Origin of the sequence: Micromonospora marina (assembly GCF_900091565.1) — a bacterium.
In the GTDB taxonomy this organism is placed as follows: Bacteria; Actinomycetota; Actinomycetes; order Mycobacteriales; family Micromonosporaceae; genus Micromonospora; species Micromonospora marina.
Map to the genome: position 1 here is coordinate 386743 of NZ_FMCV01000002.1, position 26057 is coordinate 412799.

Annotated in this window: 26 protein-coding genes and 3 tRNA genes; 19 read left to right on the top strand and 10 right to left on the bottom strand. The window is 72.1% G+C overall.

Features of this window, described 5'->3' with window-relative positions; all coding sequences use genetic code 11:
* The first annotated feature begins 60 nt into the window (after window positions 1-60).
* Both GA0070215_RS04380 and GA0070215_RS04385 read left to right on the top strand, forming a co-directional pair.
* On the top strand, window positions 61-591 hold the full coding sequence (locus GA0070215_RS04380) for a peptidylprolyl isomerase (protein WP_018787413.1): 531 nt from the start codon (window positions 61-63) through the stop codon (window positions 589-591).
* A 25-nt stretch (window positions 592-616) separates the two neighbouring features.
* The gene (locus tag GA0070215_RS04385; protein ID WP_167361475.1) at window positions 617-1558 is read left to right on the top strand and encodes a rhomboid family intramembrane serine protease; all 942 of its coding nucleotides are present in this window, start codon (window positions 617-619) and stop codon (window positions 1556-1558) included.
* Between the two features lie 16 nt (window positions 1559-1574).
* On the opposite strand, the gene GA0070215_RS04390 is transcribed toward GA0070215_RS04385, so the two are convergent.
* Window positions 1575-2006 (bottom strand): PH domain-containing protein, encoded by a 432-nt coding sequence (locus GA0070215_RS04390; RefSeq protein ID WP_026268364.1) that lies wholly within the window; start codon window positions 2004-2006, stop codon window positions 1575-1577.
* A gap of 99 nt (window positions 2007-2105) precedes the next feature.
* Here GA0070215_RS04390 and GA0070215_RS04395 point away from each other — a divergent pair, with 99 nt between their 5' ends.
* The 6 genes from GA0070215_RS04395 to GA0070215_RS04420 all read left to right on the top strand — a co-directional run bounded on the left by GA0070215_RS04395 (window position 2106) and on the right by GA0070215_RS04420 (window position 7510).
* Window positions 2106-3278, top strand: coding sequence for a thiolase family protein (locus GA0070215_RS04395; protein ID WP_018787410.1), 1173 nt, complete (start codon window positions 2106-2108; stop codon window positions 3276-3278).
* A gap of 108 nt (window positions 3279-3386) precedes the next feature.
* The gene (locus GA0070215_RS04400) at window positions 3387-3899 is read left to right on the top strand and encodes a hypothetical protein (protein ID WP_091041991.1); all 513 of its coding nucleotides are present in this window, start codon (window positions 3387-3389) and stop codon (window positions 3897-3899) included.
* A gap of 68 nt (window positions 3900-3967) precedes the next feature.
* The gene (locus tag GA0070215_RS04405; protein WP_091041993.1) at window positions 3968-4651 is read left to right on the top strand and encodes a response regulator transcription factor; all 684 of its coding nucleotides are present in this window, start codon (window positions 3968-3970) and stop codon (window positions 4649-4651) included.
* Window positions 4644-6074: a sensor histidine kinase gene (locus GA0070215_RS04410; RefSeq protein WP_091041996.1), complete on the top strand. Its 1431-nt coding sequence runs from the start codon at window positions 4644-4646 to the stop codon at window positions 6072-6074. The genes GA0070215_RS04405 and GA0070215_RS04410 overlap by 8 nt, the downstream gene beginning before the upstream one ends.
* 58 nt (window positions 6075-6132) lie before the next feature.
* On the top strand, window positions 6133-6720 hold the full coding sequence (locus tag GA0070215_RS04415; RefSeq protein ID WP_018787406.1) for a hypothetical protein: 588 nt from the start codon (window positions 6133-6135) through the stop codon (window positions 6718-6720).
* A gap of 79 nt (window positions 6721-6799) precedes the next feature.
* The gene (locus tag GA0070215_RS04420) at window positions 6800-7510 is read left to right on the top strand and encodes a glycosyltransferase family 2 protein (protein ID WP_018787405.1); all 711 of its coding nucleotides are present in this window, start codon (window positions 6800-6802) and stop codon (window positions 7508-7510) included.
* A 69-nt stretch (window positions 7511-7579) separates the two neighbouring features.
* On the opposite strand, the gene GA0070215_RS04425 is transcribed toward GA0070215_RS04420, so the two are convergent.
* Window positions 7580-8455: a transketolase family protein gene (locus GA0070215_RS04425; RefSeq protein WP_167361478.1), complete on the bottom strand. Its 876-nt coding sequence runs from the start codon at window positions 8453-8455 to the stop codon at window positions 7580-7582.
* Between the two features lie 14 nt (window positions 8456-8469).
* Window positions 8470-9153, bottom strand: a complete 684-nt coding sequence (locus GA0070215_RS04430) for a hypothetical protein (RefSeq protein ID WP_091042004.1) — start codon at window positions 9151-9153, stop codon at window positions 8470-8472.
* Between the two features lie 46 nt (window positions 9154-9199).
* On the opposite strand from GA0070215_RS04430, the gene soxR reads away from it, so the two are divergent.
* Window positions 9200-9652: a redox-sensitive transcriptional activator SoxR gene (gene soxR / locus GA0070215_RS04435; protein ID WP_091042007.1), complete on the top strand. Its 453-nt coding sequence runs from the start codon at window positions 9200-9202 to the stop codon at window positions 9650-9652.
* Between the two features lie 3 nt (window positions 9653-9655).
* Here the strand turns inward: soxR and GA0070215_RS04440 are convergent, their stop codons facing one another.
* Window positions 9656-10630: an NAD(P)H-quinone oxidoreductase gene (locus GA0070215_RS04440; RefSeq protein WP_091042009.1), complete on the bottom strand. Its 975-nt coding sequence runs from the start codon at window positions 10628-10630 to the stop codon at window positions 9656-9658.
* 307 nt (window positions 10631-10937) lie between these two features.
* Here GA0070215_RS04440 and GA0070215_RS04450 point away from each other — a divergent pair.
* From GA0070215_RS04450 to GA0070215_RS04460, 3 genes are all read left to right on the top strand, one after another.
* Window positions 10938-11024 (top strand) — tRNA-Ser (locus GA0070215_RS04450).
* A gap of 295 nt (window positions 11025-11319) precedes the next feature.
* Complete coding sequence (locus tag GA0070215_RS04455) at window positions 11320-12009, top strand: DNA alkylation repair protein (protein ID WP_091042013.1); 690 nt, start codon at window positions 11320-11322, stop codon at window positions 12007-12009.
* A gap of 40 nt (window positions 12010-12049) precedes the next feature.
* Window positions 12050-12583 carry a YbhB/YbcL family Raf kinase inhibitor-like protein gene (locus GA0070215_RS04460; protein ID WP_091042018.1) on the top strand — a complete coding sequence of 178 codons (534 nt, stop codon included), beginning with the start codon at window positions 12050-12052 and terminating at the stop codon, window positions 12581-12583.
* Window positions 12584-12635: 52 nt separating this feature from the next.
* On the opposite strand, the gene GA0070215_RS04465 is transcribed toward GA0070215_RS04460, so the two are convergent.
* Complete coding sequence (locus GA0070215_RS04465; protein WP_091042022.1) at window positions 12636-13352, bottom strand: class I SAM-dependent methyltransferase; 717 nt, start codon at window positions 13350-13352, stop codon at window positions 12636-12638.
* Window positions 13353-13558: 206 nt separating this feature from the next.
* On the opposite strand from GA0070215_RS04465, the gene GA0070215_RS04470 reads away from it, so the two are divergent.
* Window positions 13559-15337: a DUF6311 domain-containing protein gene (locus GA0070215_RS04470; protein ID WP_091042025.1), complete on the top strand. Its 1779-nt coding sequence runs from the start codon at window positions 13559-13561 to the stop codon at window positions 15335-15337.
* A 4-nt stretch (window positions 15338-15341) separates the two neighbouring features.
* Here GA0070215_RS04470 and GA0070215_RS04475 read toward each other — a convergent pair whose 3' ends face one another.
* On the bottom strand, window positions 15342-16124 hold the full coding sequence (locus GA0070215_RS04475; RefSeq protein WP_091042027.1) for a hypothetical protein: 783 nt from the start codon (window positions 16122-16124) through the stop codon (window positions 15342-15344).
* Window positions 16125-16425: 301 nt separating this feature from the next.
* Between GA0070215_RS04475 and GA0070215_RS04480 the strand changes: the two genes are divergently transcribed.
* Window positions 16426-17958: a peptide deformylase gene (locus tag GA0070215_RS04480; RefSeq protein WP_091042030.1), complete on the top strand. Its 1533-nt coding sequence runs from the start codon at window positions 16426-16428 to the stop codon at window positions 17956-17958.
* A gap of 68 nt (window positions 17959-18026) precedes the next feature.
* Here GA0070215_RS04480 and GA0070215_RS04485 read toward each other — a convergent pair whose 3' ends face one another.
* Entirely contained in the window at window positions 18027-19148 is a 1122-nt protein-coding gene (locus GA0070215_RS04485) for a globin domain-containing protein (RefSeq protein ID WP_091042033.1), read from the bottom strand.
* A 123-nt stretch (window positions 19149-19271) separates the two neighbouring features.
* Here GA0070215_RS04485 and GA0070215_RS04490 point away from each other — a divergent pair, with 123 nt between their 5' ends.
* Window positions 19272-20045 (top strand): CPBP family intramembrane glutamic endopeptidase, encoded by a 774-nt coding sequence (locus GA0070215_RS04490; RefSeq protein ID WP_018787391.1) that lies wholly within the window; start codon window positions 19272-19274, stop codon window positions 20043-20045.
* Window positions 20046-20172: 127 nt separating this feature from the next.
* On the opposite strand, the gene GA0070215_RS04495 is transcribed toward GA0070215_RS04490, so the two are convergent.
* Entirely contained in the window at window positions 20173-21021 is an 849-nt protein-coding gene (locus GA0070215_RS04495) for a hypothetical protein (protein ID WP_018787390.1), read from the bottom strand.
* A gap of 800 nt (window positions 21022-21821) precedes the next feature.
* On the opposite strand from GA0070215_RS04495, the gene GA0070215_RS04500 reads away from it, so the two are divergent.
* The 4 genes from GA0070215_RS04500 to GA0070215_RS04515 all read left to right on the top strand — a co-directional run bounded on the left by GA0070215_RS04500 (window position 21822) and on the right by GA0070215_RS04515 (window position 23910).
* Window positions 21822-21912: transfer RNA gene (locus GA0070215_RS04500), tRNA-Ser, on the top strand.
* A 36-nt stretch (window positions 21913-21948) separates the two neighbouring features.
* Window positions 21949-22021 (top strand) — tRNA-Arg (locus tag GA0070215_RS04505).
* A 777-nt stretch (window positions 22022-22798) separates the two neighbouring features.
* A complete protein-coding gene (locus GA0070215_RS04510; RefSeq protein ID WP_091042037.1) occupies window positions 22799-23392 on the top strand; it encodes a hypothetical protein in 594 nt (197 codons plus the stop codon).
* Between the two features lie 23 nt (window positions 23393-23415).
* Window positions 23416-23910: a DUF6650 family protein gene (locus GA0070215_RS04515; RefSeq protein ID WP_091042040.1), complete on the top strand. Its 495-nt coding sequence runs from the start codon at window positions 23416-23418 to the stop codon at window positions 23908-23910.
* Between the two features lie 8 nt (window positions 23911-23918).
* Here GA0070215_RS04515 and GA0070215_RS04520 read toward each other — a convergent pair whose 3' ends face one another.
* Complete coding sequence (locus tag GA0070215_RS04520; protein ID WP_091042042.1) at window positions 23919-24818, bottom strand: hypothetical protein; 900 nt, start codon at window positions 24816-24818, stop codon at window positions 23919-23921.
* A gap of 1 nt (window position 24819) precedes the next feature.
* Complete coding sequence (locus tag GA0070215_RS04525) at window positions 24820-25446, bottom strand: hypothetical protein (RefSeq protein WP_091042045.1); 627 nt, start codon at window positions 25444-25446, stop codon at window positions 24820-24822.
* Window positions 25447-26057 lie beyond the last annotated feature (611 nt).

Genomic DNA, 26057 nt, shown 5'->3' on the forward strand with positions numbered 1-26057 from the left:
TGGCCGGATCGGGCACATGGGAGGATCCGCAAGGAACTGAACTACGAGTGAGGAGTACCCGTGGCCGAGGCTGTCTACGCCACCTTGCACACCAACGCCGGCCCGATCCGGCTGGAGCTCTTCCCGAACCACGCGCCGAAGACCGTCCGCAACTTCGTGGAGCTGGCTGAGGGCACCCGGGAGTACATCGACCCGCGTACCGGTCAGCCGGGCAACGGGCCGTACTTCGACGGCACCGTCTCGCACCGCGTGATCAGCGGTTTCATGATTCAGATGGGCGATCCGACCGGCACCGGTCGCGGTGGTCCGGGCTACAAGTTCGCCGACGAGTTCCACCCCGAGCTGCGCTTCGACCGGCCGTACCTGCTGGCGATGGCGAACGCCGGGCCGGGCACCAACGGCTCGCAGTTCTTCATCACGGTGTCGCCCACGCCACACCTGAACAACCGGCACACCATCTTCGGCCAGGTGGCCGACGAGCAGTCCGCGAAGGTGGTCGACTCGATCGCCAACACCCCGACCGGCCCGAGCGACCGGCCGGTCCAGGACGTGGTGATCGAGCGGGTCGAGATCGAGCACAAGCAGTCCTGAGCGGTACGCGGGTACCTTTGCTCGCATGACTGAGCGCTCCGGCCAGCCAGGCGACGCCACCGGGGGTCCGGTGCCGACCACCCCGGTCTGCTACCGGCACCCCGGCCGGGAGACGTACATCCGGTGCACCCGGTGTGACCGGTCGATCTGCACCGAGTGCATGCGGGACGCCTCCGTGGGCCACCAGTGCCCGGAGTGCGTTGCCGAGGGCCGCCGCAGCGTGCGGCCGGCGCGTACCGCCTTCGGTGGCGGTGCCGCCGGCCGCCAGGGCAACGTCACGAAGGCGCTGATCGCGCTGAACGTGGTGATGATGCTGCTGTCCGTCCTCTCGGCCCGCAGCGGGACCGCGGTGGCCGGCGGTGGCCTGGGCGGTCTGATGGGCAACGGGACGCCGCTGACCGAGTGGGGGGCGGTGCTCGGCCTGGCGCGCCTCCCCGACGGGCAGGTCGGCGGGGTGGCCGACGGCGAGTGGTACCGGCTGGTCACGGCCATGTTTCTGCACTACGGCGTGCTGCACCTGCTGCTGAACATGTGGGCGCTCTGGGTGCTCGGCCGGACGCTGGAGGCGGTGCTCGGGCCGCTGCGCTTCCTGGCGCTCTATCTGCTCGCCGGGCTGGGCGGCAACGTCGCGGCGTACGTCTTCACCGAGCCGAACCGGTTCACGGCCGGCGCCTCGACCGCCGTCTTCGGACTGTTCGCCGCCATCTTCGTGATCATGCGGCGGCTCGGCCGGGACACCTCGGCGATCGTGCCGATCCTGGTGATCAACCTGATCTTCACGTTCACCGTGCCGAGCATCTCGGTGGCCGGGCACCTCGGCGGGCTGGTCGCCGGCGCGCTGGTGGCGCTGGTCCTGGCGTACGCCCCACGCTCGCGGCGGACGCTGTTCCAGGTGGCCGGCGCCGCGATCGTGCTGGTCGCGCTGATCGGCCTGACGCTGGTCCGGACCGCCGCGCTGCTCGGCTGAGCTGAGGCCCGCTGCCTCAGCGCGCCGGGCGGGCCTCGTCCAGCGCCGCGGCCACCTCGTCCAGCGGGGCGTCCAGGTCTCGGCGGCCGAACAGGTGCAGCGTCTCCCCCGCGTCGATCTCCAGCGTCTCGGCGGTGACCCCGCGGCGGCTGCGCCGCTCCAGGCGGATCGCCTCCACCGCGTCCCACGGCAGCCGGCGCCGCCCGGCGAAGCCCCGCAGCACGGTGAGCCCGTCCGGGCCGACCGCGAGGCGGACCGGCGCGACCACGTCGCGCAGCGCCCAGCCGAGCAGAGCTGCGGCGGCCAGCCCGGCGAGCGCCGGACGGACCGGGTCGCCGCCGGCGAGGACCAGCCCCAGGGCGACGAGCGCGAGCGCGCCGACCGCCTTGAGCACCGGCACCTCCCGCGGCACCCGCCACTGCCGGACCGGCGGCGACTGTGGATCCATCCGCCCAGCATGCCAGCCGCACCTGCCGCACGCCGGGGGAGGACGGCCGCTCCGGTCAGCACGTAGGATCGGGGCAAGCGAGGTTACCGGGGAGTAGACATGAGTGACGCGGTCATCGTCGGCGCGGTACGGACCCCGGTGGGGCGGCGCAAGGGCAGCCTCGCCGGCGTGCACCCGGTCGACCTCTCGGCGCACGTGCTGCGCGCGCTCGCCGAGCGCACCGGCATCGACCCGGGCCAGGTCGACGACGTCGTGTGGGGCTGCGTGTCGCAGGTCGGCGAACAGTCCTGGAACGTGGCCCGCAACGCCGTGCTCGCGGCCGGCTGGCCGGAGTCGGTTCCCGGCACCACGCTCGACCGCCAGTGCGGGTCGAGCCAGCAGGCGCTGCACTTCGCCGCCGCGACGGTCCTCTCCGGCCAGGCCGACCTGGTCGTGGCCGGTGGCGTCGAGTCGATGACCCGGGTGCCGATGGGTTCCAGCGTCGCCGGCGGCATGCCGTTCAGCGCGGCCGTCCTGGAGCGCTACCGCGGTGTCGAGGGCGTCGCGGAGGACTCGCCGCTGCCGTTCAACCAGGGCGTCGGAGCCGAGCTGATCGCGCAGCGGTGGCGCTTCTCGCGTACCCAGCTCGACGAGTTCGCGCTCGCCAGCCACGAGAAGGCCGCCGCCGCGCAGGACGCGGGCGCGTTCGAGGCCGAGCTGGCGCCGGTGGCGCTCGCCGACGGCGGTAAGTTCTCCGCCGACGAGGGCATCCGCCGCGACACCTCGCTGGCGAAGCTGGGCGAGCTGGCCACCCCGTTCCGCGCCGACGGTGTGGTCACCGCCGGGTCCGCGTCGCAGATCTCCGACGGCGCCGCCGCGCTCGCCGTCACCACCGCCGAGTGGGCCAGCCGGCACGGCCTGCGCCCGCTGGCCCGGGTGCACACCGCCGTGGTCGCCGCCGACGACCCGGTCACCATGCTCACCGCGCCGATCCCGGCCACCGCGAAGGCGCTGCGCCGCGCGGGGCTGGGCATCGAGGAGATCGGGGTGTACGAGGTGAACGAGGCGTTCGCCCCGGTGCCGCTGGCGTGGCTGGCCGAGACCGAGGCGGACCCGGAGCGGCTGAACCCGCGGGGCGGGGCGATCGCGCTCGGTCACCCGCTCGGCGGGTCCGGCGCACGGATCATGACCACGATGCTCCAGCACATGCGGGACAACGGCATCCGCTACGGCCTCCAGACCATGTGCGAGGGTGGCGGCATGGCCAACGCCACGATCGTCGAGTTGCTCTGATCCGACCGGCCGCCGGTGTCGCACCGCTGGTGCGACTTGCACGTGTGGAAGTTCCAAAAATCGGGCGTGACCCATATCACCCCTGGTCATCGGCTCGTTGGACCGGGCATGGACGTGTTCTCGCGAACGTTCCTCCCGGCCGCCGCCGACACCGGCCTGGCGACCCAGACCGTCACCCGGCACATGCCGGTGTTCCGCCGGTGCGTCGGCTCCGGCGACGCGACCATCCTGGTCACCCGGTGCAGCCGCCCGGACGACCCGGTGGGCGGCGACTACCTGATGCTCCTCACCCACCGGCGGCTGGTGGTCACCCGGCAGACCCGGGTGCTGCACCGGCTGCGCCTGCACCTCAACACCGAACTGCGCGAGCTGAGCAACGTGACGTGGAGCCCCGACCCCCGCGCGCACCGGGTGGAGCTGGCGGCCACCGCGATCGACGGGGTACGCGAGCGCTTCGTCCTGCGTACCCACCACCCGAAGCAGGTGTGGCAGCTCGACGCGTTGCTCAACCACGCCTTCCGCACCCGCCTGCGTACGCCGGCCGAGCGGGTGGTCGCGACCATCGGCGAGTCACCGGCGGGAACCCGCCAGACGGAGCTGCGGCCCGCCCCGGCCCGCTGACGTGCTCCTTACCTGATCCGAACAACCCCTGACCGGCCGGTCGGCCGCCGGTCGGTCATCATGAGCCGGTGACCACAGCCGCACCGCCCGGGCTCGTCCTCGTCGTGGAGGACGAGCCGGCCATCGCCGATCTGGTCCGGCTCTACCTGACCCGGGACGGTTTCGGCGTACACCTGGAACGTGACGGCGAGGCCGGGCTGGCCGCCGCGCGGCGCCTGCGCCCGGTGGCCTGCGTGCTCGACATCGCGCTGCCCGGCCTGACCGGCACCGAGATCTGCCGCCGGCTGCGCGCGACCGGCGACTGGACTCCCGTCATCTTCCTCACCGCCCGCGACGACGAGGTGGACCGCGTCGTCGGCCTGGAACTGGGTGCCGACGACTACGTCACCAAGCCGTTCAGCCCGCGCGAGCTGCTCGCCCGGCTGCGGGCGGTGCTGCGCCGCACCGCCGGTACGCCCGCCGAGCAAACCCGCACGCTCGGCACCGTCACACTCGACCCGTCCCGCCGGACGGTGACCGCCGGCGGTACGCCGGTGCAGCTCACCTCCACCGAGTTCGACCTGCTCGCGCACCTGATGGCGCGTCCCGGCCGGGTGTTCACCCGGGAGGAACTGCTGGCGGGCGTGTGGGGGTACGCGGCGCACGCCGGCACCCGGACCGTCGACGTGCACGTGGCGCAGGTCCGGGCCAAACTCGGCCCGGACAGCGTGATCCGCACCCATCGGGGCGTCGGGTACGCCGCCGATGCCTGAGCCGCAGACGGTGCCGATGCCGCCCACCGGTCCGGCCCGTGGCGGCCGCCGGCCCGGACGGACACTCACCGCCCGCGCCGTGCTCGCCACCTGCGCGGTGGCGCTGGTGTCGGTGCTCGTCACCGCGCTGGTCGCGGTGCCCCTGGCGGTACGCGGCGCGGAACGCCGGGACCAGGAGGCCCTCGCCGCCCAGGCCCGGCTCGCCGCCGACGTGCTCCGGGTGCGGCCGGTACGCCAGCGCGACAGCGCCGGCGACCGGCTCATCCGGCAACTGGGCCGGCAGCAGATCGAGGTGTACGTGATCCGGGACGGGCGGGCCGACCGGCCGGGCCTGCCCGGACCGCTGGTGACGCGGGTGGCCGGCGGCGAGAACGTCTCCGGCCGGCGGCTGATCGAGGGGGAAAGCCGGCTGGTCGAGGCGCGGGCGCTGCCCGGTGGCGACGGGGTGGTGCTGACCCGGGCCCGCAGCGCCGCGCCCTGGCGGCAGGTGTTGCGCGGACTCTGGCTGCCGCTGCTCGCCGGACTCGCCGCCGGGGCGGCCGCCGGACTGCTGCTCGCCCGCCGGCTGGCGCGGCCGATCCGTACCGCCGCCACCGCCGCCGCCCGGCTGCGCGCCGGAGACCGGGCGGTCCGGGTGCCGGTCGAGCCGCCCGACGAGGTGGCCGATCTGGCGCACGCGCTCAACGGCCTGGCCGCCGCGCTCGCCACGAGCGAGGGGCGGCAGCGCGAGTTCCTGCTCTCCGTCTCGCACGAGCTGCGAACCCCGCTCACCGCCATCCGCGGCTACGCCGAGGCGCTGGCCGACGGTGTGATCGAGGCCGACGCGGTGCCGACGACCGGCCGGACCGTGCTCGCCGAGGCCGAACACCTGGACCGGCTGGTCCGCGACCTGCTGGCGCTGGCCCGGTTGGAGGCGGTCGACTTCCCCCTGGAACCGGTGCCGGTCGACCTGGCCGGGCTCGCCGCCGACGCGGAGCGCACCTGGTCGGGCCGGTGCGCGGCGCTCGGGGTGCCGTTCCGGTTGGAGACACCCGGGGTGCCGGTGCCGGCGTACACCGATCCGGGCCGGATCCGGCAGGTGGTGGACGGGCTGCTGGAGAACGCGCTGCGGGTCGTACCGCCGGGGGCGCCGGTGGTGCTCGCGGTCCGGGCCGACGGCCCGGCGGGCGGCGGGGTGCTGGAGGTCCGCGACGGCGGACCCGGCTTCACCGACGACGACCTGCGGGTGGCGTTCGAGCGGGGCGCGCTGCACGAGCGGTACCGGGGGGTGCGCAAGGTGGGCAGCGGACTGGGCCTGGCGCTCGCCGCCGGGCTGGTCCGCCGGCTCGGCGGGGACATCGCCGCCGGGCACGCCCCGGAGGGTGGAGCCGCCTTCACCGTCCGGGTGCCCCCGGATCCTTACCCGGCTCGAACATCGGCCTGACCGTCCGCTCGCGTCGGTGCGGAACGCTCGGGTCGTCACCGCGAGGAGAGGACCACAGATGAGACGTCAGCGAATCGTCACCGGCGCCACCGCACTGCTCGCCGCCGCGGCGCTCGCGCTCACCGGGTGCGGCGTGGGCCGCTCCGGCGCGGCGCCGGACGACGCAATCGAGGTGAGCGCCGCCCTGGGAGTGGACGGCCAGGCGCTCGCCGCGCTCGGCGTCGACGCCGACGAACTGGACGTGGACCCGGTCGCCGCGCCGGCACCCTCCGGTACGCCGCAGGCCGGGCCGGACGGCAAGGGCGAGCGGGCGAAGGACGGGCACAAGCGGCACCGGGCCCGGGTGCTGCTGCGGCGCAACACGCTGCACGGCGAGGCGGTGGTGCGGACCAAGGACGGCGGTACGAAGACCGTCGCGGTCCAGCGCGGCGAGGTGACCGCGATCGACGACCGGTCGGTGACCGTGAAGTCCACCGACGGCTTCACCGTGACGTGGACGTTCGGTGCGGAACTGCGGGTGGTCGAGCGACGGACCACGATCCGATCGGCCGACATCAAGGTCGGTGCGACGGTCGGGGTGGCCGGCGCCAAGGAGGGCGACAAGAGCGTGGCCCGGCTCGTCGTGGTACCACTTCGCCAGGAATAGGGTGCCCGGGCTGTCGTGACCTGAGCAATGTGCCAGGCTACGCTATGCCCCGACCTGCCATCGCCTCCGTGGAGATTCCGTGAAGCTCTCGATCCTCATGCCGGTCTACAACGAGGAAGAACGTATCGCGGATGCCCTCAAGCAGGCGTTGGCGGTGGACTACCCCTGCGAGATCGAGCTCGTCGTCGTGGACGACGGCAGCCGGGACGGCACCGGTGAGATCCTCGGCCGCGTGGACGACGCCCGCCTGCGGGTGATCACCCACCAGCGCAACGCCGGTAAGGGCGCGGCCATCAAGACGGCGGTCGACAGCGCCGAGGGCGAATACATGGTCATCCTCGACGCCGACCTGGAGTACGACCCGCAGGACATCCCGCGCCTGCTGGAGCCGGTGCTCGACGGCCGGGCGAGAGTCGTCTACGGCAACCGGACCTTCGGCAGCCACAGCTCGTACAGCTTCTGGTACGTGATGGGCAACAAGGGCGTCACGCTCGCTGCGAACGTGCTCTACAACTCCTACATCGGCGACCTGGAGACCTGCTTCAAGCTGATGCCGCTGGAGCTGTACCGCTCGCTGCAGGTCCGCTCCCGCGGCTTCGGCATGGAGGCGGAGGTCACCGGCAAGCTGCTGCGCCGCCGCATCCGGCCCTACGAGGTGCCGATCAGCTACCGTGCGCGGGGCCGCGAGGAGGGTAAGAAGATCACCTGGAAGGACGGCGTCGAGGCGATCTGGATCCTGGCCCGCGAGCGGGCCCGCCGCCGCCCGGCCGGTCCCGCCGCCGCGCACTGAGCCCGTACGACGGAACCCCGCGATCCCGGCACCGGCCGAGGTCGCGGGGTTCCGCCGTGTCCGGGCCGCTCAGGTGAGGAACGCGTCGACCGAGCGGCGCAGCCCGGCGGCGTCCAGTCCGTGCCAGCGTTCGTGGTCCTCGGCGCTGCCGTACCGGCGCAGGTCCCCGCGGCCCACCCCGAGCGCGAGCAGCCGGTGCGGCCGGTCGGCCAGCGTCTCCGACACCACCCGGGTCGAGGTGCCCGCCAGGTACGGCTCGACCAGGATCACCTCGGTGCCGGCGAGCGCCCGCAACCCGGCGGTGTCGAACGGCCGGGGCCGGTGGGTGTACGCCACGGTGACCGGCCGGTCGGCCGTCGCCTCCACCGCCGCGTCGAGCACCGGACCGACAGCCACCAGCAGCGGCGCTCCCGGCCCGGCGTCCCGGACCACGTGCAGGTCACCCGCCTGCGGGTGAGCCTGCGTGTTGGCCTGGACGGACAACCGCAGGTACGCCGAGTCCTGCCCGCACACGGCGTCGCGCAGCAGCGGCCGGACCTCGTCCGGGTGCCCCGGCACGTGCACGGTCCAGCCGTCGAGCGTGTCCAGCAGCGCCACGTCCGCCGGCCCGAGGTGGGTGCGTCCCGCCGCCGCCCGGTCGTACGAGCCGCCGATGCCGACGAGCACCGCGCCGACGTCCTGGTGGTCGAGGTCCAGTTTGATCTGCTCGTACGCCCGCTCGACCAGGAACGGGGCGTAGCTGTGCACGATCGGCCGCTGCCCGGTCAGCGCCAGCCCACCGGCCACCCCGATCATCAGCTGCTCCCGGATCCCCACGTTGATCACCCGGTCCGGGTACCGGGCGGCGGCCGGTTCGAACGCGGCGGCGGAGATGTCGGCGAGCACGACTGTCGTACGCGGATCGGCGAGCACCTCCTCGGTGCTGGTCACGAACGCGTCCCGCATGGTGCTGCTCATGGTCACTCCCCGTCCGTGACGACCGCGACGACGGCGTGGGGCCGGTGGCCGTCGTGCCCGGTGAGGGCGGCGTGCAGGGCGTCGTGGTCGCGCCCGTCGACGGTGGCGGCGCTCCACCCGTTCACCGTGAACCGGCTCGCCGCGCCGCCCGGCCAGCCGTACGTGGCCGAGCGGTTGTCCAGAAGGATCGCGGTGAGGTTGCCCAGTCCGGTCGCGCCCGCGTACGCGATCGCCTCGTGGTTGGAGCCCTCGTCCAGCTCGGCGTCGCCGAGCAGCACGTACACCCGGGGTCCGGTGCGGCCCTGGGACCGCAGCCCGAGCGCGGTGCCGACGCCGAGCCCGAGCCCGTGGCCCAGTGAACCGGAACCGATCTCCACGCCCGGCACCAGCGTCCGGTCCGGATGGTCGCCGAGCCGGCTCGCCGGGCCGCCCTGGTCGTCCAGCCACTCGGCCGGCAGGAAGCCGCGGGCGGCGAGCAGCGCGTAGTACCCGGCGACCGCGTGCCCCTTGGAGAGCAGGAATCGGTCGCGGTCCGGGTCGTCCAGGGTGGCCGGGGTGATCCGGAGCACCCGGTCGTAGAGCACCTGGAGCACGTCGAGCGTCGAGTACACGTTGGCGCCGAACTCGCGGCCGGCGCGCACCCGGTTAAGGAACGCGCCCAGGTCGGTGGCGGTGGTCGTCGTCATACCGATAGCCTCGGACTTGAAGCGAACTTCAACTCAAGGCCGTGTGATGCACGAAGCAACACTGACCATCGGGCAACTCGCCGACCGTAGCGGCGTCGCCCCCTCGGCGCTGCGCTACTACGAGCGGCTCGGCCTGATCCACGCCGCCCGTACCGGCGGTAACCAGCGCCGCTACGCCCGCACCGAGCTGCGCCGGGTGGCATTCATCCGGATCTCCCAGCAGGTGGGTGTCTCGCTGGACGAGATCCGGGCGGCGCTGGATTCGCTGCCGTCGGGGCGTACCCCCACGCCCGACGACTGGGCCGCGCTGTCCCGCGCCTGGCGGGACCGGCTGGACGAGCGGATCCGACTGCTCGGCAAGCTCCGCGACGACCTGGACGGCTGCATCGGCTGCGGCTGCCTGTCGTTGCAGCGCTGCACCCTCTACAACCCCGGTGACTCCCTCGCCGCCGAAGGTGCCGGCCCGCGCCTCATGCTCCCGCGCCTCGGCCAGGGCTGACCCTCACCGGACCAGCAGCACCTTGCCCAGGTGGTCGTTGGTCTCCACCAGGCGGTGCGCGGCGGCGGCGTCGGCCATGTCCACCCGGGCGTGCACCACCGGCCGGATCCGGCCCGCCTCCACCAGGGGCCACACCTGCTCGCGTACGCCCCTGGCGATCGCCGTCTTCTGCTCGACCGGGCGGGACCGTAACGCGGTCGCATGCACCGCCGCCCGTTTCGCCAGCAACATCCCCAGATCGAGTTCGCCCTTGCGCCCGCCCTGCATGCCGATCACCACGAGCCGCCCGCCGGTCGCCAGCGCCGCCACGTTCCGGGGCAGGTAGGACGCGCCCATGATGTCCAGGATCACGTCCGCGCCCCGGCCGCCGGTGACCCGGCGTACCTCGTCGACGAAATCCTGCTCGCGGTAGTCGATCGTGTGCGCGGCGCCCAGCTCGCGCAGCCGCTCGTGCTTGGCCGAGCGGGCGGTCACCACCACGGTCGCGCCGAGCGCCACGCCGAGCTGGATCGCGAACGTACCGATCCCGCTGCCGCCGCCGTGCACCAGCAGCGTGTCTCCCTCGGTCAGCCGGGCCAGGTCCACCACGTTCGACCAGACCGTGCAGGCCACCTCCGGCAGCGCCGCCGCGTCCACCAGGTCGACCCCGGCCGGCACCGGCAGCAACTGCCCGGCCGGCACCGCGACCTGCTCGGCGTAGCCGCCGCCGGCCAGCAACGCGCAGACCTCCTGGCCCACCCACCAGCCGGTCACGCCGGGACCGAGCGCACGCACCGTCCCCGAACACTCCAGACCGGGGTACGCCGACGCGCCCGGCGGCGGCGGGTAGTGCCCCTGCCGCTGCAACAGGTCGGCCCGGTTCACCGCGCTGGCCCGCACCTCCACGACGACCTCACCGGGGCCGGGCTCCGGATCCGGCACGTGGGTCCAGACGAGCGCCTCGGGTCCGCCGGGTTTCGTGATCGTGACTGCGCGCATGGTTCAGTCTTACCCGATCTGCCCGTCGGTCCACGCGCGGGCGAGGATCTCCGCCACCGTCATGTCGGCCTGCCGCTGACGATCATGCGGCCGAACACGTCGCCGCGCAGATGCACCGCCCGGGGCAGCCGCCGCGCCGGCCCGTCGGCCACTGTGGACTTACCGGCCGCCATGATTCGCTGATCAGCACCACTGCCGGGCCCTCCCACACGCACACATTCCGGCAAGGGAGGTGGGACGGCGGCTTGCCCGACACGGGGTTCGTGGCAGACTGGTCCCCGGTCGCGCACCCCTCGGGGGCGTGCCGGGAGGGTTCGCCTAGTGGCCGATGGCGCTGGTCTTGAAAACCGGTAAGGCAGCGATGTCTTCGTGGGTTCGAATCCCACACCCTCCGCCCGTCGTTGATCTCCCGTGACGCAGCTCAGCTCATGCGCCAGTGCCAGAGTGGTCCGCTGGTGTGGCATGCGTGGGGGGACTGCCCATCGCCGCTCACCCCGGCCAACGGTCAGCCGGTGACTACCAGGTGTTCATCCGCGATCCGTGCGTCAGCCCAACGTAGCGACCAGCGCGACGGCCGTGAGGGCCGCGATGTGGGCGACGGCACGGCAGGGCGGGGAACGGCGGGTCGGCGGAACAGCGGGAGCATCGGGCCGGTTGTAGGCTGCGGGCGGCGACGGCGGGAGGCTCTGGTGGCGGATACGACGACGGTGTCCGGCGTGACGGCCGAGCTGGCCGCGCTCGACGACCCGAAGATCCGCGCGGTCAACGAGCGCCACGGCGACGACCACGGGGTCAACCTGGGCAGGCTGCGGGCGATCGCCAAGCGCCTGAAGACACAGCAGGAGTTGGCCCGCGAGCTGTGGGCCACCGGTGACAGCGCGGCCCGGCTGCTGGCGCTGCTGATCTGCCGGCCGAAGGCGTACGGGCGGGACGAGCTGGACGCCATGCTGCGCGAGGCGCGGACACCGAAGGTGCACGACTGGCTCGTGAACTACGTGGTGAAGAAGAGCCCGCACGCCGAGCCGCTGCGCCTGGCCTGGTCGGCCGACCCGGATCCGGTGGTGGCGAGCGCCGGCTGGGCGCTGACCGTCGACCGGGTGGCGCGGAATCCGGACGGGCTGGACCTGGCCGGCCTGCTCGACGTGATCGAGGCGGAGATGGCGACCGCGCCGGACCGCCTCCAGTGGGCGATGAACCACTGCCTGGCGCAGATCGGGATCGAGCACGCCGCGTACCGGGACCGCGCGATCGGGATCGGGGAGCGGCTCGGGGTGCTCAAGGACTATCCGACGCCGCCGGGCTGCACGTCGCCGTACGCGCCGGTCTGGATCAACGAGATCGTGCGCAGGCAGCACGGTGGGGCGGCCGACGGGGTATGAAGGGGCGCAGGACATTCGCGTACCCGGAAGGACCGTTTCGATGACCCTGGAACGACCGATCGCCCCGGACCCGTACGAGTTGCTGCCGACGGTGCCGTCGTTCGACCTGACCAGCGACGACGTGCACAACGGCGAGCCGATGGACGCGCGGTACGCGCACGGCAGCACCGGCGGCGGGAACGTCTCACCGCAGCTGTCCTGGTCGGGTTTCCCGGCCGAGACCAAGAGCTTCGTGGTCACGTGCTTCGACCCGGACGCCCCGACGGGCAGCGGCTTCTGGCACTGGGTGCTGGTGAACCTGCCCGCGTCGGTCACCGAGCTGCCGGGCGGCGTGCGGGAGGCCGACCTGGGCGGCGCGTTCAGCGTCCGCAACGACTACGGCGACACCGGCTACGGCGGTGCTGCGCCGCCGCCCGGGGACCGGCCGCACCGGTACGTGTTCGCGGTGCACGCGGTGGACGTGGACCGCCTCGACATCCCCGCCGGGGCCAGCCCGGCCTTCGTCGGCTTCAACCTGGCGTTCCACACCCTGGCCCGCGCGGTCATCCGCCCCACGTACCAGATCAAGGAGTGAATGTAAGGAAGGGCCCCTTGTTAACAGACGTCTGTTAACAAGGGGCCCTTCCTTACATCTCAGCGGGGACGCGGGCGACGGCGAAGACGGACTGGCCGAACGGCGGCCGGACGCGCTGCTCGGCGGCCTTGGTGACGGGCAGGACCAGAGTGTCGTAGACCTTCACCATCGGGCCCTCCTTCGGCATCAGCCGGAAGACCTTGGTGGCCATGAAGTAGCCGATCAGGCCGAGCGCGTTGGCGTAGTGGATCCGCTCGACGGTGAGGCCCGCCTCGGTCATCGCCGCGCCGAGCGTCTTCTTCGTGTAGCGGCGGACGTGGCCGGTGGCGATGTCGGCGGGGCTCATGGCGAACTGGAACGCCGGCACGATGATGACCACGGCGCCGCCGGGGCGGACGAGATCCCGCATGCTGCGCAGCGCGCCCACGTGGTCGTCGATGTGCTCCAGCACGTTGTAGGAGACGGCGGCGCTGTAGTCGCCGCGCTCGTGGTGCGGGAGCAGCATCTGCCGGACCTCGACGCCCGGGTGGTCGGACAGCCGCTCCTTGAGCTGGATCAGCCGGTCCGGGTCGGCCTCGGTGGCGGTGATCCGGGGCGCGTGGGCGGCCCAGGCGGAGGCGTAGTCGCCCAGGCCACTGCCGATCTCGATCGGGTTGTCACCGAGGTAGGGCACCGCCAGCTCGACGAACCACTGCCGGTGGTTGACAGCCGTCGCGAGGCCTTCGAGCACCTCGGACTGGACGCGCTGATCCCCAGTGATTTCTGCCATGCGTCGATTCCTCACGATATGACTGACCCGCGCCTGGACCGTCAGAGTCAACCATCTGGATGGCTGAGGGGGAAATCGGGGGACGGAGGGGCCGAATTGTGATGCGGAGGGGTGCCTGTTCAGCGCTCGGCGAACTCGGCACATAGTACGTGATTCTACGGAACATTGCACCTGCCGGTCATGCCTTGACTACGCTCTGAAATGTCATGACTACTCCGGAAAGCGAGGCGAGCACCACGAAATCGGGGCGGGGTAGGCGGATCGACGCGCTCGCCGTGCTCAGCTTCGTGCTGCTCGCGCTCTGGGTGACCGCCCGGCTCTGGGCCGATCCGCGCAATGGCGTCCGCGACAATCGGACAGATCAGGCGCAATTCGAATGGATGATGGCCCACGGTGCGCGCGTCGTCACGGATTTCGCCTACCCGTTCACCTCGGACCGGATGAATGTGCCGGATGTCGTCAATCTCATGGCCAATACGTCCGTATTATCCGTTTCATTGCCGCTGACCCCGGTGACGCTCTGGGCGGGTCCACGCTGGTCCTTTTTGATTTTCCTCACTCTCGGACTCGCTGCCACCGGCGTGTCCTGGTATTTCCTGCTCTCCCGAGTCGTCATCAGATCCCGCGGTCCGGCCTGGCTCGGCGCCGCGTTCTGCGCGTTCGCGCCCGCGATGATCTCGCACGCCAACTCGCACCCCAACATCGTCAGCCAGTACGTCGTGCCGCTGATCATCTGGCGGACGCTACGGCTGGCCGAACCCGGCCGGTGGCTGCGCAACGGCGTCCTGCTCGCTCTGGTGATCGTCTGGCAGGCGTTCCTCAACCTGGAGATCCTGCTGATGACCGCCATGGGGCTCGGCGTGGTGGTGCTCGCGCTGGCGCTCGGGCGGCCCGCGCTGCGGTCGGCGGCCCGCCCGTTCGCGGCAGGACTCGCAGTCGCCGCGCTGGTCGCCGGGGCGCTGCTCGCGTACCCGCTCTGGGTGCAGTTCTTCGGCCCCGGCGCCTACAGCGGGCTCTCCACGCTGATCCGGGGCTACTCCACCGACCTCGCCGCGTACGTGGCCTGGTCCCGGGAGTCGGTAGCGGGTGATGCCCGGGGCAGCGAACCGCTCGTCAAGAACGCCACCGAGGAGAACGCGTTCTTCGGCTGGCCGCTGGTGATCCTGGTGGTCGCGCTCGTCTGGTGGCTGCGCCGCAACGCGGTGGTGCTCGGGCTGGCGGCGGTCGGGCTCGTGTTCGCGCTCTTCTCGCTCGGCCGCCAGATCCGCTTTGACGGAGAGGAAACCGGCATCCCCGGCCCCTGGGCCGCGCTGGAGGACCTGCCGATCCTGCACTCGGTGGTACCCACCCGCTGGTCGCTCGCGCTCACCCCGATCATCGGTGTGCTGCTCGCGCTCGGCGCCGACCGGGCCCGGCGGCTCGCCGTACGGCACCCGGACGCGCGCGACGGGATCCGGTTCGCCATGGTCACCGTGCTCGCCATGGCGCTGGTGCCGATCCTGCCCACCCCGCTGCCCGCGAAGCGCCTCGACCCGACTCCGGCGTTCGTCACCTCCGGCGCCTGGCGTCCCTACGTCGCCGACGGGCGGAGCATCGTCACGCTGCCGCTGCCCGACACCACGTACGCGGTCCCGCTGCGCTGGTCCGCCGAGACCCGGCTGGACATGCCGCTGGCCCGCGGCTACTTCCTCTATCCGGACACCCGCCCCGGCGGGGGCCGGATCGCCCTCTTCACCGCGCCGCCGCGCCCCACCAGCACGTTCTTCGAGACGGTACGGCGCACCGATGCGGTCCCGCCGATCACCTCGCAGGACCGGGTGGCCGCCGTCGACGACCTGCGCTACTGGCGGGCCGGCGCGGTGATCCTCGACCCCCGGCTGCCGCAGGCCGAGGCGCTGCGCCGGGCGATGACCGAGCTGAGCGGGATCACGCCGACGCGTACCGGCGGGGTCTGGCTGTGGGACGTCCGGCCGCTGGCCGACTGAGCGGTCAGCCCTGGCGGACGCAGCAGCCCTGGCACACCTTGGGCCGGGGCAGCGTGAACGCCAGGCAGCAGGTGCGCCGCTGCACGGTCGGCTCACCGGCCGGACCGGGCACCAGCTCGACCAGATCGCTCAGGTCGAGCGCGTCGAGCAGCGTGCCGACGGCCGCCGTGGCCGAGCCGGGCAGCGCGTCCGACGCGCGCAGGACGCCGTGCGCGATGCCGGAGGCGACCGAGCCGAGCAGCGTACGGGTGCCGATCCGGACCTCGCCCTGGATGGCGCCGATCAGCGGCGCGAAGTGGGCGTCGAGCAGGGACGCGCGCAGCGCGCCGAGCAGTGCCGCCTCGTCCGGGATCACCCGCACGCCCGGAGCGCCGGCCAGCGCCAGCGGGTCGCCGGGCAGCACCGCCACCGGGGTCGAGGCGCGCAGCCCCAGCGTGAGCAGCTGGTGGTGGTCCTCGAAGTGCACGAGCACGTCGGCCGGGTCGAGCAGCGGCACCCGCCGGGCCGACGCCCAGCCGAGCACTGCTGGGAGCGCGGTCCAGTAGCTGTAGGACTTCCACGCCAGCGCGGCGCACGCGTGCGGGGTGCCGCCCCACCGGCGCCCGGCGGCGGTCAGGAACTCGGACAGCAGCGTGCCGTCGATCAGCCGGGTGGCCGGGGACCAGTGGTCCAGCTCGTCATGGACCAGCAGGCCGGGTGCGAGCCCGGGCAGGTCGTCGGTGCCGAACATGGCGCGCAGGGTCGCGGTCACCGGCGCGAGCGGGGTGGCGGCGTCGCGCCCCGGCATCACCGTAGTCACCTGGCCGTCCCCTGTCCTGTCGCCGTGCGGTCGGCGCATGCCGTCGACCCAAGCTAAGGCTAGCCTAACCACCTGCCCGGCGGGAGGGAAGTGGTGTGACAGGGACGGAAAACGCCGCCGGCGAGCCGGCGGCGGACGGCGGACGGCGGACGGCGGACGGCGGACGGCGGACGGCGCGAGGATCGACGTAAGCCGCTGAAAAGTCAAGGTGAGTGTCGAATACGAGGCAGTTTCCGTACACGTTCGGCCACCCAACGTGAAAATGGTCTTCCCGCGTACGAGGAAGCTGATGACGACCTCACCGATCGAGCGTGCCGCGGACTCGTTCGCGGCCGAACTCGCCCGGCACCGGACCGGCCGAGGGCTGTCCAAGAAGCAGCTGGCGACACTGATGGGCTTCGACCCGTCCTACGTCAGCCACGTCGAAGGGCGCCGGCACCGGCCCACCGAGGACTTCGCCCGCCGGGCCGAGGCCGTCCTGGAGGCCAGCGGCGCGATCTGGCAGCGCTTCCGGGAGTACGACGAGCTGCGGCACGGCCGTACCGGCACGGCGCACCGCGACCCACCCGTGCCCGGCCAGTGGCTGCCCCCCGGCACCGGACTGGTGGTGGAACGGGAGATGGCCACGCTCACCCACACCGGTGACGGCTACCACTGCGCGATCCGGCGGGAGCTGTACAACGCGGGCACCGAACCGGTCACCCGCTACCTGGTCCGGGTCGCCGTCGACCGCTACCCCAGCGACCCGGGCCGCTCCAACCGGCACCACCGGGAACACCCGCTCACCTTCGCCGAGCTGCAACTCACCGCGTACCGGGACGACGGCAACGGGCACGAGCCGATGCACTGGCGGGCCAAGCACGACCGGGACGCGTTCAAGGAGATCTGGCTGCTGTTCGAGAACGACGAGGGACGCTTCCCGCTCTACCCCGGCGACCGGGTCACCATCGAGTACGCGTACCGCGTCGGCCGGGACAAGTGGGGCCCCTGGTTCCAGCGGGCCGTACGCCTGCCCACCCGGCACCTCGCGGTGCGGCTCGACCTGCCCGCTGACCTCGACCCGAAGGTGTGGGGCGCGGAGACCTCGCTGTCGGCGGAGGAGGGGCCCCTGCGTACCCCGATCCAGCGTTCGGTGGACGGCGGCCGGGTCGTCTTCGACTGGGGGACCGACGACCCGCCGCTGAACGCCCGTTACCGGATGCAGTGGCGGTTCCGCAGCCCCGAGCCGGAGACCGAACCGGACAGCGCGCCGAGCGGCGGTGCCCGGCTGCGGGCCAGCGACCGGATGCGGGCCGTGGGCATCGTGCAGCGCGGCGAGGACCTGCTGCGGCAGCGGGCCCGCCAGTTCGACCTGCCGGCAGACGAACAGCACGCCCGGCAGGTGATCGACCGGCTCGCCGCGATGCTGGTCCGGCTGGACGAGCTGCACCCGTTCAGCAAGGGTGTCGGCCTCGCCGCGCCCCAGCTCGGCATCGGCTGGTCGGCGGCGCTCGTGCGTCCGGCCGACCGGGCGGCGGACCCGGTGGTGCTGCTCAACCCCCGGGTGGTGGACGCCGCGACCGAGACCGACGAGCAGTACGAGGGCTGCCTCTCCTTCTTCGACCACCGCGGCCTGGTGCCCCGGCCGCTGCGGATCGACGTGGAACACGCGCTGTGGGACGGCAGCCGGGTGATCACGTCCTACGAGTACGCGATGGCGCGGCTGGTCGCGCACGAGATCGACCACCTTGCGGGACGGCTCTACCTCGACCGGATGGCACCCGGCGTGCCACTGGTCCCGGTGGAGGAGTACCGCGAGACCGGCACTCCCTGGCGCTACTGAGAGACGGGGGGCCGGGTCGCGTGCCCCAGGGGGCGGGGGCACGCGACCCGGCTCGGGGGGAGCAAGGTTCAGAGGTTGCCGAACGTGTCGTACCGGATGTGATCGGGTGGGACGTCGTCGGCGGCGAGCGCCCGCAGCGTGGCCCGGACCATCGCGGCCGAGCCGGAGACGTAGCAGTCGTGCGTGGTCCACGGGCCGTACCGGGTGACCACCTCGGAGACGTCACCGAGTTCGCCGCCGAAGTCCGGGTCCGCACTGCACGCCGGGGTCACCGACAACCACGGATGCGACGCGACGAGTTCCTCCAGGCCGGGCAGCCCGTACAGCTCGTCCGGGCGGCGGGCGCCGTAGAAGACGTGCACCCAGCGGGTCCGGTTGACCCGGGTCAGCTCCTCCACCAGCGCCTTGATCGGCGCCAGGCCGACGCCGCCGGCCACGCACAGCACGTCCCGGGTGGACTCCGGGTCCAAGGTCATCGACCCCATCGGTGCGGCCACCCGCAGCAGGTCACCCGGCTTGGTGCGGCGCACCAGCGCGCCGGACACCCAGCCCGCCGCACCGGGCGGCGTCCGGACGTGGAACTCCAGCACGTTCTCCTCGTTCGGCGCGTTCGCCACCGAGTACGTCCGCCACACCCGCGGGTGGTAGCGGGGCACCTCGACGCTCACGTACTGACCGGCCCGCCACGGCAGCGGATCCTGTAGCGCGCGTACGGTCAGCACCGCCGTGTCCGGGCCGTGCCGCTCGTGCGTCAGCACCTCGGCGTGCCAGTACGGCGGGTTCTCGTCCGCGTCCGCGCCGGCCAGCATCCGCTCGCTGATGCCGGCGTACGCCTCCCGCCACGCCTGGTCGTACTCCAGGTTCCAGCCGTCCCCGGCGGTGCTGCGCAGCGCGTCGAGCAGCGCGACACCCATCGTCGCGTAGTGCTCGGCCGCCACGTGGTACTTGCGGTGGTCCCGGCCCAGCGCGCGCAGGTACTCGTCGAAGCTCTCCGGGTCGCCGACCGTCTGGGTGGCCGTGACGATGGCGTCCAGGATGCGGTCACCCTGCCCGTTCATCTGCACCGGGAAGAGCTTGCGCAACTCCGGGTCGAGGAGGAACAACCGGGCGTAGAAGTGACCGCTGAGCCGCTCCCGGTGCTCCTCGACCAGGGTCCAGCTCTCCTTCAGCAGCCGCGCGAAGTTCTCCACAGGGGGCACGCTCCTTCTCCGGACGGGCGGATCGGCCCCGATAGAATGTCCACGGAGCGTGTACGTCGGTCGCACAGAATGTGCGATCGTCCGGCCCGGTCGCCGAAGTGCTTTCATGGTCCGGTGACGGTTGACGAGCTGGCCCGCCCGGTCTCCCGCCGGATGCTGGGCACCGAGACGCTGCTCGTGCTCGGTCTGTCCCTCGGCCAGTCGGCCGTGTACGCGCTCGTGTCGCTGACAGCCAAACTGACCGCTACCGGTGGCCTGTCCAAGCAGACCGCCGCCCTGAACACCTCCGCGTCGGCCCGGCCGTACCTCGACCTCACGTACCAGCTGCTCGGGATCGTCTTCGCGCTGCTGCCGGTGCTGCTCGCCGTACACCTGCTGGCGCGTGACCCCGGCGACCCGGCGCGGACGCTCGGCGTCGACTTCCGCCGGCCCGCCTCCGACCTGGCCCGCGGTGCGGGCCTGACCGCGCTCATCGGCCTGCCCGGGCTGGCGCTGTTCTGGGCGGCGGCACAGCTCGGCATCAACGCCACGCTGGTCCCGGCCGCGCTGCCGGACCTGTGGTGGACGGTGCCGGTGCTGATCCTCGCCGCCGTGCAGAACGCTGTCCTGGAGGAGGTGATCGTGGTCGGCTACCTGATCACCCGGCTGCGGCAGCTCAACTGGCGGATCGGCGCGGTGCTCGCCACGAGCGCGCTGCTGCGCGGCTCGTACCACCTCTACCAGGGCTTCGGCGCGTTCGTCGGCAACGCCGTGATGGGCGTGATCTTCGGGCTGTTCTACCTGCGCACCCGCCGGGTGGCCCCGCTGATCGTCGCCCACACACTGCTCGACATCGTCGCGTTCGTCGGCTACGCGATGCTGCCGAAGTCCTGGTTCGACTGGCTCTGACGGCGGATGCCGGCTTTGCCGGCCTGGTGGGTCCGTGGGCCCGGCACGGTCGTCGGCTTGCCCCGGTTCGGCGAGGTGGCGGCATCGCGGCCCGAGGGATCCCGCCACCTCGCCGAACACGTGTCGATCAGGTGCGGCCGGGCCGGTACCGGGCGACCGCCCGCGCGGCCAGCCGCTCGGCCGTCGCCGTACCGCCGGTCGCGGCCGCCACCACCGCCGCCCCCGGCAGCAACCGGGCGGCCAACCGCAGCCCGAGCCAGCCGCCCGCCTGCGCGGCCACCGGCGTGGCCAGCCGCCAGGCAGCCTCCGCCGCCCGCCCCCACGGCCCGTCCGCCGGAGCGTCAGCCGCCCGAGCCGCCGCGAGCGCCGCCCGCGCGGTGCCGTCGTCCGGGTGCACCAGGGTGAGCACCAGCAGCTCGGCCGCCCGATCCGGATGCGCCGGGTCCCGCCCGTACACCGCCGCCAGATGCAGCACCAGGTTCGCCTGCGTCCACAGCACCGCGGCCAGCTCCGCGACCGGCGCGAACAGCCCGGCGCCCGCCGCGAGCGCCCCACCCGTACCGGCCATCCGGACGAACCGCCGGGTCGCCAGCCGGGCCACCCCGTCGGCGTCCGCCTCCGGGTAGGCCCGCCGCACCTGCTCCACCCAGGCCGCGGCCCGCGGCCCGAGCGCGTCGACCGCCGCCAGGGCCAGCAGCTCCGGCGCGAACCCGGGGTGGTCGCGCAGCTGCGGCCCCACCGCCCGCCAGCCCTCGGCGGGGGTACGCGCGAAGCCGGGTCGTGCGGGCGCCCGCTCGACGACGGCCGGCTCTTCCCGAGGTGCCGGGCCGGCGGCGGTGGGCTCGGACCCGGAAGCGGCACGCTTCGACGCGGCCGGCCCGATCGCCGGCACGGTCGTGGTCTCGGAGGACGGCGGGGCGGCCGGTTCCGCGCGCTTCGCCGGACTCGCCCCGCCCGCCGAAGGCGCGGCCTTCACGGCCCGGCGGGTCCGACCGGTTCGAGGTGCGGTGGCCCGTTCCTCCGCCGCGACGGGCTCGGAATCGGCTGGCGCCTCCGGCTTCGGGGCCGATGCCTTCCGAGCAGTCCTCTTCACGGCCGGAGCGGCGTTCTTCACGGCCGGAGCGGCCTTCTTCGCCGCGGGCGCGCGGCGGGTCCGCTTCGGGGTCTCCTCGCCGGCCGGTGGTGCCTGTGGCTCGGCCGAGCGCTCGGTGACCGGCGGCTCCCCGGCTTCCGGTGCGGCTCCGGGTGCCGGCAGCGGCTCAGCCGTCCCCGGGCCGACCGACCGCGTGCCGGGCCTGGCACGTGCAGCGGCGCTCCGCTCTGGGGCCGACGTACCCGGACCGGTCGTGGCGGAACTCGGGGTGGCTTGCTCTGCGGACGGCGTACCGGAATCGGCTGCCGAGGAATCCGCGGCCGGACGCGGGCGCGGCGCCGGCGGTGCGTCGGCGTCCGGCGTCGGCGGCTGGAAGACGACCGTCGGCGCCGACCGGCGCGGACGCCGAGGCCGCGGTGTGTCGCTCGTCGCTTTCTCCGAGACGGGCTCAGGTGCCGGTGGGCTGAAGGTGGGACGGGGGGAGCGGCTCCGCCGGGCCTCGGGTGCGGGCTCGCGACGGGGCGGATCGCTCGGCGGCTGCTCCTGCATATCGATGGAGCGTAGCCGTGGGCGTGATCCGGCACACGACGAAAACGCGGTCGGGGCGGTGGCTCCCGGTATCCGCTTTGCCCCGGGCGGGTGCGGGCCTGTATCCTCGGGCGCGGTGACCTCGGGGTCACCAGGGAGACTTCGCCTAGTCTGGTCTATGGCGCCGCACTGCTAATGCGGTTGGGGTCTTAAAGCCCCTCCCGGGTTCGAATCCCGGAGTCTCCGCGCGAAAGCCGGTTGTGTAGACTGGCCGAGCACCAAGCGCCCGTAGCTCAACGGATAGAGCATCTGACTACGGATCAGAAGGTTAGGGGTTCGAGTCCCTTCGGGCGCACAAACGATCAAGGCCGTGACCAGCGGAAACGCGGGTCGCGGCCTTGATTGCTTCTGCAAAATGGGACCAATCTTCCCAGGATTTGGAATCTGGTGCTCCGATGGTGCTCCGTTGTCGGTGTGCTGTTTGGGCGGGGGTCCGCGCCGGTCGGTGGTGACCAGTGCGTTTGTGTATCGCCTGGCCTGCGTCATGGTCGGGATGCCGGTACCTGAGCGCGTGGCCGATGTTGGCCGCCGTTGACCTGGGCTCGTGCGCGGTGGTGAGCGGGGGGTGGGAACGTCAGCCGGGATAGGCACCGGCGGTGACCGTCGGCAGGACGCACGCATCTGATCCCCGCTCTTGCGACCGGCACGCCGGAGCGGGGCAGCGCGCCGACGTGCCATCGCGGCGCGTTCGGCTGGGTCCCGCCCGCCGTTGGTGCGTGAGTGACTCTCGGCCGGCATTCGCCGGTGAGAGGGCTGGCCTCCGGCACGGCCGACGGTGCCCTGTCACAGCCGATGAGGGAGCGACTCCAGCGGGCACCTCGACTAAGCCTGGCCGGGCTGCGGTTGCACCATCAGGAGATAAGGAACCGGAGATAGTGCGTTGCGCCCTTTCTCTGTAGATCGGGATGCAGCCATCCGGTACGGCGATTGTGGCGTACTGAGCAACCCTCGACCATGGCCTGTCGCCGACCAGGGATGAGCCGGCAGCGTGCCGCTTGAATATCACGCCTGCTCTTCACGCTGGCCAGATCGGGGACTGTGTGAAGGCGCGACCAGACCGTAATCTGTCGGGGTGCTCGCTGACGAGGCGCCAAAGATCACCGACTGGATGCAAGGCCTGGGCAGCCTCGCCGCACTGGCGATGTCGATCCCCGCGTTGGTGTTCACGGCGTTGCTGTACCGCCATGAGGTCGGGATCCGCCGCAAGGAGCGTGCCGACGCCGACGTTGCACAGGCCCGCCTCGTCTTCGGGCGCGTGGTGGAACTCCGCGCGCACGGCGACATGCTCGCCGCCGTGCGGTGGGAGGTCGTGAACCACAGCGCCAGCCCGGTGTTTCAGGTGACGGCCAACATTTTCCACTCGACATCCGGGCATGCCGTGCAGGACCCAAATGAACTCGAGGTGCTGACCAACCGACACGATCGAGAGCTTCGGATCGAGCCGCCGGTGCGGGTCCCCGCCGCGACGACTTACCGGGATCTGTCGATCGAAGTCGCATTCACCGACGCGGCGGGGCTGTTGTGGCGCCGGACCGACCGCGCCGCGCCACAGCGGGTGCTGCAAGGAGCCGCACCTCGGGTAAACGGGGCGCGCCTGCTGGCCTGCGGTGTGCTGGCGCTCAGTGCCACGGGCACCGCGCTGGCGCTGGCCGCGCTGTTCGCCTGATCCAATAGGCCCGAGGGGGACGCGTGCAGTTCGCACAGATCGTGGAGCGGCTCGATGGCTTCGACACGCCCGTGTTCGGCCGCACGCTGCAACCCTCCGATGACGATCGGAGGACGGCTCGTGGCGTGATCGCCTTCCTGGAGGACCGGCGGGCCCTCTATGAGCATCCGGACCGCGAGATCACCGACCACTTGATCGGGTCGGTGCTGCGGATCCGCGAGCGCCTGACCGAGCTGCTCGCCGACGGCGGGCTGCCGGATGCTATCGCCGAGCTGCTGCGGCCGATTCGAGCCGCCTGCCGCGACTTCCTCACTGCGGCTGCCATCAACGACACGGATGCCCGGCTGCTTATCGACCCGACCGGCTCGGACAGGGTGCGCGTCCTCCGGACGGAGGCGTACTTTGCGCTACGGCGATTGCGCGACGCCACCGGCTTTAACATTGGCCTCCTGGCAATCCGGTACGGGCTGGACGTGGAAGACCAGCTCGACGCGCTGATTCCCGAGTCATTTTCCTGATCCCGATCTCAGAACTCTTCCAGGCGCGGGGGTTCGGTCTGGCGCATGACGTGCACGGCTAGCTCGACGGCTAGTTCCAGCGGCACCCGGGTCAGCGGATCGTGCTGCTCCGCGCGCCGCGACAGCGCGGCGACGACCGGTTCGATGCCAAAGCGGCGAGCGGCCAGCGCGGCGATCGCAGCGATGTCGACGTCGCCGACGTCCACCGGCGAGGCCGCGCTGAACCACAGATACTCGTTGGCCATGGCGGAGTTAATCGCTGTCGCGTATGAGGCCGCCATCGCCTCAAGATGGCCGGCGATAGCCTCGAGCCCGGGCGTCATGTCCTTTACCGGCGCGGCGCGCGCACCGTCGTCGGACAAGAGGTGCATTGCTATGTCCCAATAGACGCGCAGCGGCGTCCCGAGCGCCCCGATCGGAACAACCCCGAGCCGGTGCACCGAACGCGCTGCAGCATCCCCCATGCCCGCCCACGCGGCCGGACCGCCGGCCCCGGCCAGCAGCAGGTACGCCTGCTGCTGCGGATGGAGCAACGGCGCTGGCACGTCTACATCCTTCACCGGGCGGCCGGTGAGCAACACTTGAAGCTGCCGCTGCCGCATGCGCCGGTCCGTGCCCGGCAAAGCTGCGGGCCGCAGGGCGGCGAGTAGGTAGGTGCCGAAGCCGTGACCGTGCTGGTGCCAGAGCCGGGCTGAACCGACCAGCAGATCCGCGGCGCGCTGCGGGTCCAGGATCATCGTCCACTGGCCGGCGGAGCGCAGTGCCGACGCGGCGTCGAGCCCGGCGATCTCTGGGTCCGAGTTCTGGCCCTGCCGGAGCGCGAGCGTGGCGTACGACTCGTAGAAGTCGGTCACGGCGGCGACGCGCTCTGCGGACAGCTCAAGCGCGTCGAGGTGTGTCTCGGACAATTCAGATCAGCTCACGGACATTGCTTAGGCGCTCGGGCTCGGTGAATGCAGGGTTCGGGTGAACCCACTCGAGCATGAAGTCCTTTGCGGTTCGATTCCAGACCCACTTCTCGCACTGTTGGATGTGGTTGACCGGAATCACCACCTTGGCCGTCATTTCGCCCTCCGTCTGATATGCGGAGTACCGGCGGTAGGTATTGAGGTCACGCACCTGCTCCGCGACACCCTGCACCTCCACCGCCGGGCGGGGTCCGACGAGCATCCAGCAGCGATACAGGTAGCCGACGTTCGCCGCGGCGAAGCGGGTGCCGTAAAGAAGTGCGGTTGACAGCGCCGAGTGCACGTGGTTGGTCGCGGCGGCCGTGTCCCGCTCGACTGTGCCGCAGGCGATCGAGATGAACGGCGTGACCTCGTTGAAGGGGCGACCGGTGGCGGGGTCCGGGGAATTGAAGTGATTGACATGGTGGTCAAGGTTTGTTGGGGTGAGCTTCTGGAACTGTTCAGGCAGCGTGATCCTACCCACGTCCCGCCACCAATTGCAGACAATGCCCAGTTGCAAGTCGATGATAACTTTCGCGTGATCGTCGTCTGGAAGCCATAGCCCTTTGACGCCCCACTGGACGATCATGAAGGGCCGCCGAAGCGGGCGACGTGCAGCATAGGCGGATCGTACTGAGGGGATCACCCTGGCGACATCGCGCAGACGGACGGTGCGCCCGCGACGAACGACCCACGCCTCACCTGTATTTGCCGACAGCTATGGTCTGGCGGCAGCGGGCTGCACCCGTGCTGACACGCGAGAGCGAAGCCGCCTGCCGAGCTCGGTGCGGCCCTGCCCCGCTTCCGGTGCCGTCGACACGGCCTGGGCCGGGGCAGCCAGCCCGGGCGCGTCAGCGATCGGGCACCCGCTGGTCCAGTCTTAATCCGTCGTGTTCGTCGCTTCGCGGGCTGCTTCACAGTCGCAGTCTCCGTCGTGGCCCGGTTCGAGTCGGCAGAAGAACCAGTAGGGCAGGCCCGTCAGGTGGGGCGGGTGGAAGCGTCGGTCACAGTAGGTTTCACTCCAGTGGTCGGTGCCTCGCTTCGCCATCAGACCAACTCCTTGCAGGGGTTCGGGGCGTGCACGAGACGCAACGCTATGCCGGGAGCATGCCAGATCGGAACGCTCGCTCATGCGCCCGTCAGCACGCTGACCACATTCGGGCCGTCGCGCGCGGGCCCACACCATGCCTACCGGCAAAA

Coding starts and splice junctions, on each gene's coding strand:
- GA0070215_RS04385 (WP_167361475.1), top strand. CDS start 617: ATGACTGAGCGCTCCGGCCAGCCAGGCGACGCCACCGGGGGTCCGGTG.
- GA0070215_RS04390 (WP_026268364.1), bottom strand. CDS start 2,006: ATGGATCCACAGTCGCCGCCGGTCCGGCAGTGGCGGGTGCCGCGGGAG.
- GA0070215_RS04395 (WP_018787410.1), top strand. CDS start 2,106: ATGAGTGACGCGGTCATCGTCGGCGCGGTACGGACCCCGGTGGGGCGG.
- GA0070215_RS04400 (WP_091041991.1), top strand. CDS start 3,387: ATGGACGTGTTCTCGCGAACGTTCCTCCCGGCCGCCGCCGACACCGGC.
- GA0070215_RS04410 (WP_091041996.1), top strand. CDS start 4,644: ATGCCTGAGCCGCAGACGGTGCCGATGCCGCCCACCGGTCCGGCCCGT.
- GA0070215_RS04415 (WP_018787406.1), top strand. CDS start 6,133: ATGAGACGTCAGCGAATCGTCACCGGCGCCACCGCACTGCTCGCCGCC.
- GA0070215_RS04425 (WP_167361478.1), bottom strand. CDS start 8,455: ATGCGGGACGCGTTCGTGACCAGCACCGAGGAGGTGCTCGCCGATCCG.
- GA0070215_RS04430 (WP_091042004.1), bottom strand. CDS start 9,153: ATGACGACGACCACCGCCACCGACCTGGGCGCGTTCCTTAACCGGGTG.
- soxR (WP_091042007.1), top strand. CDS start 9,200: ATGCACGAAGCAACACTGACCATCGGGCAACTCGCCGACCGTAGCGGC.
- GA0070215_RS04440 (WP_091042009.1), bottom strand. CDS start 10,630: ATGCGCGCAGTCACGATCACGAAACCCGGCGGACCCGAGGCGCTCGTC.
- GA0070215_RS04460 (WP_091042018.1), top strand. CDS start 12,050: ATGACCCTGGAACGACCGATCGCCCCGGACCCGTACGAGTTGCTGCCG.
- GA0070215_RS04465 (WP_091042022.1), bottom strand. CDS start 13,352: ATGGCAGAAATCACTGGGGATCAGCGCGTCCAGTCCGAGGTGCTCGAA.
- GA0070215_RS04470 (WP_091042025.1), top strand. CDS start 13,559: ATGACTACTCCGGAAAGCGAGGCGAGCACCACGAAATCGGGGCGGGGT.
- GA0070215_RS04475 (WP_091042027.1), bottom strand. CDS start 16,124: ATGCCGGGGCGCGACGCCGCCACCCCGCTCGCGCCGGTGACCGCGACC.
- GA0070215_RS04480 (WP_091042030.1), top strand. CDS start 16,426: ATGACGACCTCACCGATCGAGCGTGCCGCGGACTCGTTCGCGGCCGAA.
- GA0070215_RS04525 (WP_091042045.1), bottom strand. CDS start 25,446: ATGATCGTCCAGTGGGGCGTCAAAGGGCTATGGCTTCCAGACGACGAT.